This window comes from Citrobacter sp. BDA59-3 (assembly GCF_015167655.1).
Classification (GTDB): domain Bacteria; phylum Pseudomonadota; class Gammaproteobacteria; order Enterobacterales; family Enterobacteriaceae; genus Phytobacter; species Phytobacter diazotrophicus.
Map to the genome: position 1 here is coordinate 5,196,129 of NZ_CP063427.1, position 13,009 is coordinate 5,209,137.

The window sequence follows — 13,009 nt, forward strand, 5'->3', positions numbered from 1 at the left end:
ACTGGGGTACGCAGCCGAAGCCAACAACCAGGCAGCATGAAGGATGACGTATGTGCTAAATACTACTGCGCTCGTCCTTGCGCGCACGACCTAATAAGGTCAATGCTGCCTCGCGCGCATTTTTTCCGCAATACAATACCTGATAAATTTCCTCGGTTATTGGCATTTCGACACCAAACCGATGCGCCAGAGCGCGAACTTCTTTGGTATTGCGGTAGCCCTCGACGACCTGACCAATCTGGTCCTGCGCCGTTTGCACGTCCATCCCCTGCCCCAGCGCCATACCGAAACGACGGTTGCGCGACTGATTATCGGTACAGGTCAGCACCAAATCCCCTAAACCCGCCATGCCCATAAAAGTGGCAGGATCGGCACCCAGCGCCGCGCCCAGACGTGACATTTCGGTCAAACCACGGGTGATAAGCGCTGTTCGGGCGTTAGCGCCAAAACCTATGCCGTCCGACATGCCTGCGCCAATCGCAATGACGTTTTTCACCGCGCCGCCAAGCTGCACGCCAATGAAATCCGGATTGCTGTAGACGCGGAAGCTTTTACCACAGTGCAGCAATTGCTGGAGATCATCGGCAAACACCGGGTCAGTCGACGCCAGAGAAATCGCCGTTGGCAACCCTGCCGCCAGCTCCTTCGCAAAGGTCGGCCCGGAGATAACCGCCAGAGGAATCTCATCGCCCAGCACTTCACGCGCCACGTCCTGCAACAGGCGCCCCGTCTCAGCTTCCAGACCTTTGGTGGCCCAGACAATGCGCGCATCGCTGCGCATCAGCGGTTTAATCTGCTGTAAAACAGTGCCAAACACATGACTTGGCACAACCACGAGAATGTTACGGCTGGCCGCCAGAGCACAAGCGAGATCGCTTTCCAGCGCAAGCGTATCAGGAAAAGGGACATCGGGAAGGAAAGCGGCATTACAACGGTCATGCTGTAAGGTCGCAATATGTTTCGGGTCATGGCCCCAAAGAACAACCTGGTGGCCATTTCTTGCCAGTGTGATGGCAAGAGCGGTGCCGTAAGAGCCGGCACCGATCACAGTCATTTCAGCATTGCGTGCGTTCATCAGGCATCCTGATGTTGTTCAGCACCTTCGCCAGCCTGCTGCTGCAGATAGTTCATGAACAGCGCATCAAAGTTCACCGGCGCAAGGTTCAGTTGCGGGAAAGTACCGCGGGAAACCAGGCTGGTGATGCACTCACGCGCATAAGGGAACAGAATGTTCGGGCAATACGCACCGAGGCAATGCGCCAGCTGGTTACCATCGATACCGTCAATGGAGAAGATACCGCCTTGCTGTACTTCGCACAGGAAGCCCGTTTCTTCACCCAGGGAAGCGGTAACGGTAACACGCAGTACCACTTCATAAACGCCTTCAGCCAGCTGAGTGGATGCAGTATCCAGATCCAGTTTCACTTCCGGCTGCCAGTCTTTCTGAAACACATGCGGAGCATTCGGTGCTTCGAAAGAGATATCTTTAGTGTAGATGCGTTGAATCTGGAAAGTCATTTCCGTGTTGTTTTGTTCAGACATGTCTAAAACCCTTAAGTGTTGTCCTTAATACGCTTTATTCTTCAGGCTGCCTCTGTTTGTCGGCCTTGACGCAACGTGAATCACTTCTTCTATGCATTAACGCAACAGGGGATCGAGCCCACCGCGCGCGTCCAGCGCATATAAATCATCACAGCCGCCAATGTGCTGTGCATCAATAAAAATCTGCGGTACCGTCGTACGGCCACTACGTTTAATCATCTCTTCGCGTTTCACCGCGTCGCCATCGATCGGCAGTTCTTCAAAAGAAACGCCTTTGCTGCTCAGCAGCGCTTTTGCGCGATGGCAAAACGGGCAGGTTGCTTTGGTGTAGATCTCAATATTGGCCATGACTTTGCTCCAGTTGTTTCACCCAATGGATTTCATATTGCAGGAAGGCGGCAAAATTATGAATCCCAGGAGCTTACCTCAGTAAGTGACCAGGTTGAATAATTGCAGCCAACGCCCCTGCGGCATGAAAGACGACGGGTAAATTACTTACCGCGTACCAGCGGAAGATTCTCACCGCTCCAGCCTGCGATGCCTTCTTTGAGCACGAAAACTTGCTCGAAACCGGCTTTGATCAGTGCGTTTGCAGATTCCTGAGCCTGCATCCCGGAGCCGTCCACGACGATAACCGGTTTGCTTTTGTGTTTCTCAAGCTCACCTACATTATTGGCCTTGATTTCGGTTGGCAGCAAATTCACTGAGCCTGCGATGTGACCTTTTCGGAAATCATCGCGCTGGCGCAAGTCCACGATAACAGCATCTTCTTTGTTGATCAGACGCGTCGCTTCACCACGAGTGATCACTTTCACTTTCGATGCGAGGCTTTTGAACGTCATGAACAGCACCGCCCCCAGTAATACAATCCAGGCGAGGCAAAGTACGGGGTGGCGACTAACAAATTGCATAATTTCTTGCATGGGGGGTAACAGCTCCCGAATCAGTGAGTAAAAACCAGGAAAGGAGTATACCTGTGCGGTGTAGCAAATACAGCCAGCGAGCGTAATGGAATGCATTTTCTGCGGACTGTTACGAAAAAAATTCATCAACGCCGTGAAATCCTCACCTCCTGCGGCGGTATTCTTTGATCTTCTGCGGCTATTTTATCGATTCAGCTGTAGTAAAATTACGCAAATTTTTCGTCTTTGAGCATGAGGTTGTCGCAATGTCGGTTTCTAAAAAACCTATGGTACTGGTGATCCTGGATGGCTATGGCTACCGTGAAGAGCAGCAGGATAACGCAATTTACAGCGCAAAAACTCCCGTTATGGACGCATTGTGGGCTAAACGTCCGCATACTCTGATTGACGCTTCTGGTCTGGAAGTCGGTCTGCCGGATCGCCAGATGGGTAACTCCGAAGTGGGTCACGTCAACCTGGGTGCTGGCCGCATCGTGTATCAGGATTTGACCCGTCTGGATGTTGAAATCAAAGAGCGTACCTTTTTCACTAACCCGGTACTGGCGGGCGCGGTGGATAAAGCCGTTGCTGCGGGCAAAGCCGTTCATATCATGGGTCTGCTGTCTGCTGGTGGCGTTCACAGCCATGAAGATCACATCCTGGCCATGGTAGAGCTGGCCGCTGAGCGCGGTGCGGAAAAAATCTACCTGCACGCATTCCTGGATGGTCGCGATACGCCGCCGCGTAGCGCTGACTCCTCACTGAAACGTTTTGAAGACAAGTTTGCCGCACTGGGCAAAGGCCGGGTGGCATCTATCATTGGCCGTTACTACGCCATGGACCGCGACAACCGCTGGGACCGCGTTGAACAAGCTTATGACCTGATGACGCTGGCAAAAGGGGAATTCCAGTTCGCGACTGCGGTTGAAGGCCTGGCTGCTGCCTATGCGCGTGACGAAAACGACGAATTCGTGAAAGCCACCGTGATCCGCGCCGAAGGCCAGCCCGATGCGGCAATGGAAGACGGCGACGCACTGATTTTCATGAACTTCCGTGCAGACCGCGCCCGTGAAATCACCCGTGCATTTGTTAACAGCGATTTCGACGGTTTCGCCCGTAAGAAAGTAGTGAACCTCGATTTTGTCATGCTGACCGAATATGCCGCAGACATCAAAACCGCCGTTGCATACCCGCCTGCCTCTCTGGCGAACACCTTCGGCGAATGGATGGCGAAGAACGACAAAACGCAGTTACGTATCTCTGAAACGGAAAAATATGCTCACGTGACGTTCTTCTTCAACGGCGGCGTTGAAGAGCCGTTCCCGGGCGAAGATCGTATTCTGATTAACTCTCCGAAAGTGGCGACCTACGATCTGCAGCCAGAAATGAGCTCCGCAGAGCTGACAGAAAAACTGGTTGGCGCTATCACCAGCGGTAAGTACGACACCATCATCTGTAACTACCCGAACGGCGACATGGTCGGTCATACCGGTGTGATGGAAGCGGCAATCAAGGCAGTAGAAGCGCTGGACCACTGTGTTGAGCAGGTAACCAAAGCGGTGGAATCCGTTGGCGGTCAGTTGCTGATCACCGCTGACCACGGTAACGCTGAGCAGATGCGTGACCCGGCAACCGGCCAGGCGCACACTGCCCATACCAACCTGCCAGTCCCGCTGATTTACGTTGGCGATAAAGCGCTGAAAGCGGTCGAAGGTGGCAAACTTTCCGATATCGCACCGACCATGCTGACCCTGATGGGCATGGAAATCCCGAAAGAGATGACTGGTAAGCCGCTGTTCATCGTGGAATAATCGCTCCCCATGAGGGGAAAGGCGATTTTTTCTGTCACATTGGCCGCAGTCAGGCCTTTGCTTTGCGCCAGCGCTTTTAGCGCTGGCGCATTGTTGTGCGCCTTTTCTGCCCACGCGGATGACCGCGACCAGTTAAAATCCATTCAGGCGGATATCGCCGCAAAAGAACGCGACGTACGCCAGCAGCAACAACAGCGTTCCGGTCTGCTTGCGCAACTCAAAGAGCAAGAAGTCGCCATCTCCGCAGCCACACGTCAGTTGCGCGAAACGCAGAACACCCTCGCACAGCTCAATAAGCAAATCGATGCCATGAACGCATCTATCGCCAAACTGGAAAAACAGAAGGCGACGCAAGAGCATAATCTGGCCGCTCAGTTGGATGCCGCATTCCGCCAGGGTCAACATACTGGCGTTCAGTTGATTCTCAGCGGGGAAGAAACCCAACGCGGGCAACGTCTGCAGGCTTACTTCGGCTATCTCAACCAGGCCCGGCAGGAGACCATCGCGCAACTCAAGCAAACGCGCGAAGAGGTTGCCACGCAGAAAGCGGAGCTGGAAGAGAAGCAGAGTCAGCAGCAAACGCTGATGTACGAACAAAAAGCACAGCAGGCGAAGCTCGAACAAGCGCGCAACGAGCGTAAGAAAACGCTCGCCGGGCTGGAGTCATCTATTCAGGAAGGGCAGCAGCAGTTAGGCGAACTGCGAGCGAACGAATCCCGTTTGCGCGATCGTCTGGCACGTGCCGAAGCGGCAGCCAAAGCCCGCGCCGAGCGTGAAGCTCGCGAAGCGCAGGCCGTACGTGAAAAACAGCAGGATGCATCCCGTAAAGGCACCACCTACAAACCGACCGAAGGCGAACGTTCACTGATGTCCCGTACAGGTGGGCTGGGCGCGCCATCCGGCCAGGCTTACTGGCCTGTTCGCGGTCCGTTGCTACATCGTTATGGCGAACAACTGCAGGGTGAGCTACGTTGGAAAGGGATTGTTATCGGTGCATCTGAGGGTAGCGAAGTCAAAGCTGTGGCCGACGGGCGGGTGATCCTCGCCGACTGGCTGCAGGGGTATGGCCTGGTGGTCGTGGTTGAACACGGCAAAGGCGATATGAGTTTGTACGGCTACAACCAGAGCGCGCTGGTGAGCGTAGGCGCGCAAGTCCGCGCCGGTCAGCCGATAGCCCTTGTCGGGAGCAGTGGCGGTCAGGGTAGACCTTCACTTTATTTCGAAATTCGCCGCCAGGGTCAGGCGGTCAATCCACAGCCGTGGTTGGGAAGATAAGTTTTGCTTCAATTTCGTCGCGTTGTTGTTGTCGCTGCCAGCATGCTGGCTTTTTCTGTGCCAGCGTTTGCCGGCAAACTCGCCATTGTTATTGATGATTTCGGTTATCGTCCACAGACCGAAAATCAGGTTATTGCCATGCCTGCGGCGGTCACCGTTGCCGTGCTGCCAAACGCGCCGCACGCAAAAGAGATGGCCACCAAAGCCCATAACGCCGGGCACGAGGTGCTGATCCATTTGCCCATGGCGCCGCTCAGCAAACAGCCACTGGAAAAAGATACCCTGCGCCCGGATATGAGCAGCGCGGAAATTGAGCGCATCATCAGCGATGCGGTCAGCAAAGTGCCGTATGCCACCGGGTTAAACAACCATATGGGCAGTGCCATGACCTCCAGCCTGTTTGGCATGCAGAAGGTGATGCAGGTTCTGGGGCATTACGATCTCTACTTTCTGGACAGCATGACCATCGGCAATAGCCAGGCGATGCGCGCCGCAAGCGGTACGGGCGTGAAGGTCATCAAACGTAAAGTGTTTCTTGATGACACGCAAAACGAGAGCGATATTCGCTTTCAGTTTAATCGTGCCGTCGATCAGGCGCGTCGTAGCGGTTCCGCCATCGCTATCGGCCACCCGCACCCAACCACAGTACGTGTGCTGCAACAGATGCTTTACAACCTGCCTGCGGATATCACCCTGGTTCGCGCGGGAAGCCTGCTGAATGAACCGCAAACGGATACCTCAACGCCGGGCCAGATGCCGCCACGCAATCAGCCACCGCGTAACCCGTTCCGGGGCGTGAAGTTGTGCAAAACGCCACATAAACCGCAGCCCGTTTATGCCAGCTATTTCTTTACGGTCGTGAAGGACAGCATCAGTGAGAGTACGCTGGTGAAATATGTCACGAATGAGTGGCAAGGCTGGGGTAAAAAACACCCCTAAACCGTACGGGTGTTTTTCTTTTCTTCTGCCACAGCGTTTTTTTCATCGTTGTGGCCATTGTGGGCATACCAGGCTTTGAAATATTTAAGAAAGCTGTACAAGGTGGCGTATAAACCTGTCACCGCGCCCACTTTGCCGTTACGCCATGCGCCGCTAAATAAATACCATTTAAAGAACGCACCGATGGCGCTAATAATTCCACGGCCAATGGAGGGGCGGACTTTCTGATATTTCACCAGTCGCGTGGTGTAACTATTAAGTTTGCTGAATACTTCATGCAGCGAATAAAACGTATCGTGACGCACATGTCCCGGTATTTTTGTCGATGCCGAATAACCTTCCACCTGATCATCAACTGCACGATTGTTAAAACGCGCCGTGCGGCGGTTATATAAACGCACGGGGAAATCAGGGGAGGAAACAGGATATATCGTGCGGGTTTGTTCACCCAGCACATACCAGTAACGCGGCAAACGCCATGCCTGGTCAGCACCTGGCTCATCACCTGCTTTTAGCTGCAAAATAAAGTTTACCGTCTGCTCATCAAGGATTTCATCGCTATCCATACAGAGCACCCAGTCATGCGCAGCCAGGCTGGTTGCGTGATTCATCTGCGCGCCATGCATCGCATAGGGATGATAATGAACATGAAGATCATATTCCCGACAAATATCCAGCGTCTCGTCTGTACTGCCGGAATCCAGAACCACAAAATCATCCGCGATTTTAAGCAGTGGCGGGAGAACGTCCCGTAATAAGCGAGCGGAATTGCAGGTTAACAGACACACCGAAAGTTTGAACATAATTAGCCGCACTGAAAAGGTTAAACGGATCGTCAACGAACTCTACTTTCTAATGTAGAACACTGTTACGGAAATTGTGCCTTTAGTGCGATGTAAGGTTGAAAACAGGAAAAGGATAAGAGAAAGACGCCCGCAGGCGTCTTTATTTTTAGTTCCAGCTAAGGATTACCTTACCTGACTGACCAGAACGCATAGCATCAAAACCTTTCTGGAAGTCATCAATGCCGAAACGGTGGGTGATAATAGGCGACAAATCCAGTCCGGACTGGATTAATGCCGCCATTTTGTACCAGGTTTCAAACATTTCACGGCCATAGATACCTTTAATAAAGAGGCCCTTGAAGATCACTTTATTCCAGTCGATAGCCATATCAGACGGCGGAATACCCAGCATCGCAATACGACCGCCGTGGTTCATGGTATCAAGCATGGTACGGAAGGCTGGCGGCGCGCCGGACATTTCCAGACCGACATCAAAACCTTCGGTCATTCCCAGCTCTGCCATCACATCGGAGAGGTTCTCTTTCGCTACGTTGACCGCACGGGTAACGCCCATTTTACGTGCCAGATCCAGACGGTATTCATTCACATCAGTGATAACCACATGGCGCGCGCCAACGTGTTTTGCCACCGCCGCCGCCATAATACCAATCGGGCCAGCGCCGGAAACCAGTACATCTTCCCCAACCAGGTCGAAGGAGAGCGCGGTGTGAACCGCGTTGCCGAACGGATCGAAAATAGAGGCCAGGTCGTCGGAAATGTTGTCCGGGATTTTGAAAGCGTTAAAGGCAGGAATAACCAGGTATTCTGCAAAACAACCGGGACGGTTGACGCCAACACCCACGGTGTTGCGGCATAAGTGCGTGCGTCCAGCGCGGCAGTTACGGCAATGGCCGCAGGTAATGTGGCCTTCACCGGAAACGCGGTCGCCGATGTTAAAGCCTTTCACTTCCTGGCCGATGCCAACCACTTCACCCACGTACTCATGCCCAACCACCATCGGTACCGGGATCGTTTTTTGCGACCATTCGTCCCAGTTATAGATATGCACATCAGTACCGCAAATAGCCGTTTTGCGAATTTTAATCAGCAGGTCGTTATGTCCGACTTCCGGAGCCGGAACATCGTTCATCCAGATGCCTTCTTCCGCTTTCAACTTAGATAGCGCTTTCATCTTACGTCCTCAGGCGATGACGCCCAGTTGTTTACCGATGCGGGTAAAGGCAGCCACCGCACGTTCGATTTGCTCAGGGGTATGAGCAGCAGACATTTGGGTACGAATACGCGCCTGGCCTTTTGGCACAACCGGGAAGAAGAAGCCCGTCACGTAAATCCCCTCTTTTTGCAGCTCGCGGGCAAAATTCTGCGCCACTACCGCATCACCGAGCATTACCGGAATGATGGCGTGATCGGCACCCGCCAGGGTAAAGCCTGCGGCACTCATCTTTTCACGGAACAGACGCGCGTTAGACCACAGACGGTCACGCAGCTCGCTCCCCGCTTCCACCATCTCCAGCACCTTAATGGAGGCAGCGACAATCGCCGGGGCCAGTGAGTTGGAGAAAAGATATGGGCGTGAGCGCTGACGCAGCCATTCAACGACCTCTTTACGCGCTGCGGTATAACCGCCAGACGCGCCGCCGAGCGCTTTACCCAGCGTACCGGTAATGATGTCCACCCGGCCCATGACGTCGCAGTACTCGTGCGAGCCACGACCGTTATCGCCGACAAACCCCACCGCGTGGGAGTCATCAACCATTACCAGCGCATCGTACTTATCTGCCAGGTCGCAGACACCTTTCAGGTTGGCAATCACGCCGTCCATCGAGAAGACGCCGTCGGTGGCAATCAGCACATGGCGGGCACCGGCTTCGCGGGCCTCTTTCAGACACGCTTCCAGCTCCTGCATATCGTTGTTGGCGTAGCGGAAACGCTTCGCTTTACACAGACGCACGCCGTCGATGATCGAGGCATGGTTCAGGGCATCAGAGATAATGGCGTCTTCTGCGCCCAACAGGGTTTCGAACAGACCGCCGTTGGCATCAAAGCAGGAGGAATAGAGGATCGCATCTTCCATACCGAGGAACTCAGCGAGTTTCTTTTCAAGCTCTTTGTGGCTGTCCTGCGTACCGCAAATAAAACGTACAGAGGCCATGCCGAAGCCGTGGCTGTCCATCCCTGCTTTCGCGGCGGCAATCAATTCAGGATGGTTGGCCAGACCGAGATAGTTGTTGGCGCAGAAGTTAATGACGTGGCTTCCATTCGCCACGGTGATATCAGCTTGCTGGGCCGACGTGATAATGCGTTCTTCTTTAAACAACCCTTCCGCACGTGCGGTCTCCAGGTCGCTCGTTAACTGCTTGTAAAAATCCCCACGCATCGCAATTCTCCAGACTGGGCAAATTTCGGCACATATTACCCAAAGCTATACGTTGATACGAGATGACGCATCACCTGTTGCGCACTTTGTAGCATAAATCACGTGTAAGATTATGGCCTGTCCGTGAATGGCTGTCGGGCTGGCAATGAGATGGTATGATAAGAATCATTAGTGTCTGAGATAGTCTCGGAGCTCCACAATTCAAAGGTCATAGTTATGATTATCGTTACCGGCGGCGCGGGTTTTATCGGCAGCAATATCGTTAAAGCCCTGAATGATAAAGGCATCACCGACATTCTGGTGGTGGACAATCTGAAAGACGGCACCAAGTTTGTGAACCTGGTGGATCTGGATATTGCCGACTACATGGACAAAGAAGACTTCCTTATCCAGATTATGGCGGGTGAAGAATTCGGCGATATCGAGGCTATTTTCCACGAAGGGGCCTGCTCCTCCACCACTGAGTGGGACGGTAAGTACATGATGGATAATAACTATCAGTACTCCAAAGAGGTTCTGCACTACTGCCTGGAACGTGAAATTCCATTCCTGTACGCCTCTTCTGCGGCGACCTACGGCGGGCGCACCAGCGACTTTATCGAATCACGTGAATATGAAAAACCGCTAAATGTCTACGGTTACTCTAAATTCCTGTTCGATGAGTATGTGCGCCAGATCCTGCCGGAAGCCAACTCTCCGGTTGTCGGTTTCCGCTATTTCAACGTTTACGGGCCGCGCGAAGGGCACAAAGGCAGCATGGCGAGCGTAGCGTTCCACCTCAACACCCAGTTGAATAATGGCGAAAGCCCGAAACTGTTTGAAGGCAGCGACAGCTTCAAACGCGACTTCGTCTATGTAGGCGATGTGGCCGCCGTCAACCTGTGGTTCTGGGAAAATGGCGTATCCGGTATTTTCAACCTCGGAACCGGCCGTGCGGAATCTTTCCAGGCCGTGGCCGATGCAACGCTGGCGTTCCACAAAAAAGGCAGCATCGAATACATTCCGTTCCCGGATAAACTGAAAGGCCGCTATCAGGCATTCACCCAGGCTGACTTAACCAACCTGCGTGCCGCGGGCTATGACAAGCCATTCAAAACCGTTGCCGAAGGCGTAACGGAATATATGGCCTGGCTGAACCGCGATAACGGCACCCATTCATAAAATCATTAAAGCGGTATCAAGGCGGCAACTGAGTGAGTCCCCAGGAGCATAGAATAACGCTGTGACTGGGGTGAACAAAGGCAGCCAACGCAGAGACAGCTTGAAGGATGAAGTGAATGAAAATATTGGTGATCGGCCCGTCCTGGGTGGGCGACATGATGATGTCGCAAAGTCTCTATCGCACACTCAAAGCGCGCTACCCCCAGGCGATTATCGACGTGATGGCTCCCGCGTGGTGCCGTCCGCTGTTATCGCGGATGCCGGAAGTCAACGAGGCGATTCCGATGCCGCTGGGCCACGGCGCGCTGGAACTTGGCGAACGCCGTAAGCTGGGTCACAGCCTGCGGGCAAAACGCTATGACCGGGCATACGTCCTGCCAAACTCCTTTAAATCGGCGCTGGTCCCGTTCTTTGCCAACGTGCCTCACCGTACCGGCTGGCGCGGCGAAATGCGCTACGGCTTACTGAACGATGTGCGCGTTTTGGACAAGCAGGCCTGGCCGCTAATGATCGAGCGCTATGTTGCATTGGCCTACGATAAAGGCGTAATGGCATCGGCGAAAGATTTGCCGCAACCGCTGTTATGGCCGCAGTTACAGGTGACTGAGAGCGAAAAAGGCCAGACCTGTGCTGCCTTTAGCCTCTCAGCGGAACGTCCGCTGATCGGTTTTTGCCCCGGCGCTGAGTTTGGTCCGGCCAAGCGCTGGCCACACTATCACTATGCGGAACTGGCAAAACAGCTGATTGATGAAGGCTTCCAGATTGTGCTGTTTGGTTCGGCGAAAGATCATGAAGCAGGTAATCAAATTCTCGCGACGCTAAGCGTTGAACAGCAGGCCTGGTGCCGTAATCTGGCCGGAGAAACCCAACTTGAACAGGCGGTCATTCTACTCGCGTCCTGTAAAGCGGTCGTCAGCAATGACTCTGGCCTGATGCATGTTGCCGCAGCACTCAATCGCCCACTGGTCGCACTTTATGGGCCAAGCAGCCCGGATTTCACGCCACCGCTGTCGCACAAAGCGCGGGTGATTCGCCTGATTACCGGCTACCACAAAGTACGCAAAGGCGATGCCGCCGAAGGCTATCATCAAAGCCTGATCGACATTACCCCGCAGCAGGTATTGAGCGAGCTAAACACGCTGTTGCTGAATGAAGAAGGATAACGCATGCGGGTTCTTATCGTTAAAACCTCTTCAATGGGTGATGTACTGCATACCCTGCCTGCGTTAACTGACGCGGTGCGGGCCATTCCCGGTATTCGCTTTGACTGGGTGGTAGAAGAAAACTTTGCGCAAATCCCGTCGTGGCATGATGCGGTTGACAGGGTTATTCCCGTGGCGATTCGCCGCTGGCGTAAAGCGTGGTTTTCTGCGCCTGTAAAAGCAGAGCGTCGCGCATTTCGTCACGCCGTGCAGGCCGAATATTACGACGTTATCATCGATGCTCAAGGGCTGGTAAAAAGCGCCGCGCTGGTGACACGCCTGGCCCACGGCATCAAACATGGGATGGACTGGCAAACCGCGCGTGAACCGCTGGCGAGCCTGTTCTATAACCACCGTCACCACATTGCAAAGCAGCAGCATGCGGTGGAACGCACCCGTGAACTGTTCGCGAAAAGCCTGGACTACGACAAACCGCAAACTCAGGGTGATTACGCCATTGCCCGCCATTTTCCCAATAGTAGCGGCCTGAAAGCGCCGTATGCTGTCTTTTTACATGCCACAACGCGTGATGATAAGCACTGGCCTGAGAACCACTGGCGCGAGCTGATTGGCCTGCTGGCTAACAGCGGTCTGCGTATCAAGCTCCCCTGGGGCGCGGCGCATGAAGAGGCACGGGCAAAACGCCTTGCCGAGGGCTATGATTTCGTTGATGTCCTGCCACGCATGAGCCTGGAGAATGTCGCTCAGGTGCTGGCCGGGGCAAAGTTTGTGGTTTCCGTCGATACCGGTCTGAGTCATTTAACGGCGGCACTGGATCGCCCGAATTTGACGCTCTACGGGCCAACAGATCCAGGGTTAATCGGCGGTTACGGAAAAAACCAGCGCGAGCTGACTAGCGCAACACGAAGTATGGATGCAATCATGGCAGATCGTATTTTTGAAATTCTAAAAAACGATCACTATATCGACTCCCTTTAGAAAAATACGCATGCTTATTCCTCTTTTATCGCCGCCTGCATCCGTGCATAAGACT

13 protein-coding genes are annotated in these 13,009 nt (G+C 53.7%); 6 read left to right on the top strand and 7 right to left on the bottom strand.

The annotated features are described in order from the left end of the window. Positions 1-55: 55 nt before the first annotated feature. From gpsA to IP582_RS24485, 4 genes are all read right to left on the bottom strand, one after another. On the bottom strand, positions 56-1,075 hold the full coding sequence (gene gpsA, locus IP582_RS24470; protein WP_039080136.1) for an NAD(P)H-dependent glycerol-3-phosphate dehydrogenase: 1,020 nt from the start codon (positions 1,073-1,075) through the stop codon (positions 56-58). Beyond that, positions 1,075-1,542: a protein-export chaperone SecB gene (gene secB / locus IP582_RS24475; RefSeq protein WP_039080135.1), complete on the bottom strand. Its 468-nt coding sequence runs from the start codon at positions 1,540-1,542 to the stop codon at positions 1,075-1,077. The genes gpsA and secB overlap by 1 nt, the downstream gene beginning before the upstream one ends. Before the next feature lie 96 nt (positions 1,543-1,638). Next, on the bottom strand, positions 1,639-1,890 hold the full coding sequence (gene grxC, locus IP582_RS24480; protein WP_039080134.1) for a glutaredoxin 3: 252 nt from the start codon (positions 1,888-1,890) through the stop codon (positions 1,639-1,641). A 143-nt stretch (positions 1,891-2,033) separates the two neighbouring features. Next, positions 2,034-2,465 (bottom strand): rhodanese-like domain-containing protein, encoded by a 432-nt coding sequence (locus tag IP582_RS24485; protein ID WP_193794682.1) that lies wholly within the window; start codon positions 2,463-2,465, stop codon positions 2,034-2,036. Positions 2,466-2,710: 245 nt separating this feature from the next. On the opposite strand from IP582_RS24485, the gene gpmM reads away from it, so the two are divergent. From gpmM to IP582_RS24500, 3 genes are read left to right on the top strand one after another with little or no spacing between them, the layout of a single operon-like run. Beyond that, complete coding sequence (gpmM, locus tag IP582_RS24490) at positions 2,711-4,255, top strand: 2,3-bisphosphoglycerate-independent phosphoglycerate mutase (RefSeq protein WP_193794683.1); 1,545 nt, start codon at positions 2,711-2,713, stop codon at positions 4,253-4,255. A gap of 9 nt (positions 4,256-4,264) precedes the next feature. Then, on the top strand, positions 4,265-5,530 hold the full coding sequence (envC, locus tag IP582_RS24495; RefSeq protein WP_039080133.1) for a murein hydrolase activator EnvC: 1,266 nt from the start codon (positions 4,265-4,267) through the stop codon (positions 5,528-5,530). Positions 5,531-5,533: 3 nt separating this feature from the next. After that, positions 5,534-6,469 (top strand): divergent polysaccharide deacetylase family protein, encoded by a 936-nt coding sequence (locus IP582_RS24500; RefSeq protein ID WP_193794684.1) that lies wholly within the window; start codon positions 5,534-5,536, stop codon positions 6,467-6,469. On the opposite strand, the gene IP582_RS24505 is transcribed toward IP582_RS24500, so the two are convergent. The 3 genes from IP582_RS24505 to kbl form a co-directional block, all read right to left on the bottom strand. Then, a complete protein-coding gene (locus IP582_RS24505; RefSeq protein ID WP_039080131.1) occupies positions 6,466-7,272 on the bottom strand; it encodes a glycosyltransferase family 2 protein in 807 nt (268 codons plus the stop codon). The genes IP582_RS24500 and IP582_RS24505 overlap by 4 nt on opposite strands. 148 nt (positions 7,273-7,420) lie before the next feature. Then, entirely contained in the window at positions 7,421-8,446 is a 1,026-nt protein-coding gene (tdh, locus tag IP582_RS24510; RefSeq protein WP_039080130.1) for an L-threonine 3-dehydrogenase, read from the bottom strand. A 9-nt stretch (positions 8,447-8,455) separates the two neighbouring features. Further along, complete coding sequence (gene kbl / locus IP582_RS24515; RefSeq protein WP_193794685.1) at positions 8,456-9,652, bottom strand: glycine C-acetyltransferase; 1,197 nt, start codon at positions 9,650-9,652, stop codon at positions 8,456-8,458. Between the two features lie 216 nt (positions 9,653-9,868). Between kbl and rfaD the strand changes: the two genes are divergently transcribed. From rfaD to rfaC, 3 genes are all read left to right on the top strand, one after another. Continuing rightward, on the top strand, positions 9,869-10,813 hold the full coding sequence (gene rfaD, locus IP582_RS24520; protein WP_039080128.1) for an ADP-glyceromanno-heptose 6-epimerase: 945 nt from the start codon (positions 9,869-9,871) through the stop codon (positions 10,811-10,813). 116 nt (positions 10,814-10,929) lie between these two features. After that, positions 10,930-11,976: an ADP-heptose--LPS heptosyltransferase RfaF gene (gene rfaF, locus IP582_RS24525; RefSeq protein WP_193794686.1), complete on the top strand. Its 1,047-nt coding sequence runs from the start codon at positions 10,930-10,932 to the stop codon at positions 11,974-11,976. 3 nt (positions 11,977-11,979) lie between these two features. Beyond that, a complete protein-coding gene (rfaC, locus tag IP582_RS24530; protein WP_193794687.1) occupies positions 11,980-12,954 on the top strand; it encodes a lipopolysaccharide heptosyltransferase RfaC in 975 nt (324 codons plus the stop codon). The last annotated feature ends 55 nt before the right edge of the window (positions 12,955-13,009 follow it).

Bases quoted from the DNA above. Each gene is read 5' to 3' on its own strand.
- IP582_RS24485 (WP_193794682.1), bottom strand. From the start codon at position 2,465: ATGCAAGAAATTATGCAATTTGTTAGTCGCCACCCCGTACTTTGCCTC.
- kbl (WP_193794685.1), bottom strand. From the start codon at position 9,652: ATGCGTGGGGATTTTTACAAGCAGTTAACGAGCGACCTGGAGACCGCA.
- envC (WP_039080133.1), top strand. From the start codon at position 4,265: ATGAGGGGAAAGGCGATTTTTTCTGTCACATTGGCCGCAGTCAGGCCT.
- tdh (WP_039080130.1), bottom strand. From the start codon at position 8,446: ATGAAAGCGCTATCTAAGTTGAAAGCGGAAGAAGGCATCTGGATGAAC.
- secB (WP_039080135.1), bottom strand. From the start codon at position 1,542: ATGTCTGAACAAAACAACACGGAAATGACTTTCCAGATTCAACGCATC.
- rfaF (WP_193794686.1), top strand. From the start codon at position 10,930: ATGAAAATATTGGTGATCGGCCCGTCCTGGGTGGGCGACATGATGATG.
- rfaD (WP_039080128.1), top strand. From the start codon at position 9,869: ATGATTATCGTTACCGGCGGCGCGGGTTTTATCGGCAGCAATATCGTT.
- gpsA (WP_039080136.1), bottom strand. From the start codon at position 1,075: ATGAACGCACGCAATGCTGAAATGACTGTGATCGGTGCCGGCTCTTAC.
- IP582_RS24505 (WP_039080131.1), bottom strand. From the start codon at position 7,272: ATGTTCAAACTTTCGGTGTGTCTGTTAACCTGCAATTCCGCTCGCTTA.
- grxC (WP_039080134.1), bottom strand. From the start codon at position 1,890: ATGGCCAATATTGAGATCTACACCAAAGCAACCTGCCCGTTTTGCCAT.
- rfaC (WP_193794687.1), top strand. From the start codon at position 11,980: ATGCGGGTTCTTATCGTTAAAACCTCTTCAATGGGTGATGTACTGCAT.
- gpmM (WP_193794683.1), top strand. From the start codon at position 2,711: ATGTCGGTTTCTAAAAAACCTATGGTACTGGTGATCCTGGATGGCTAT.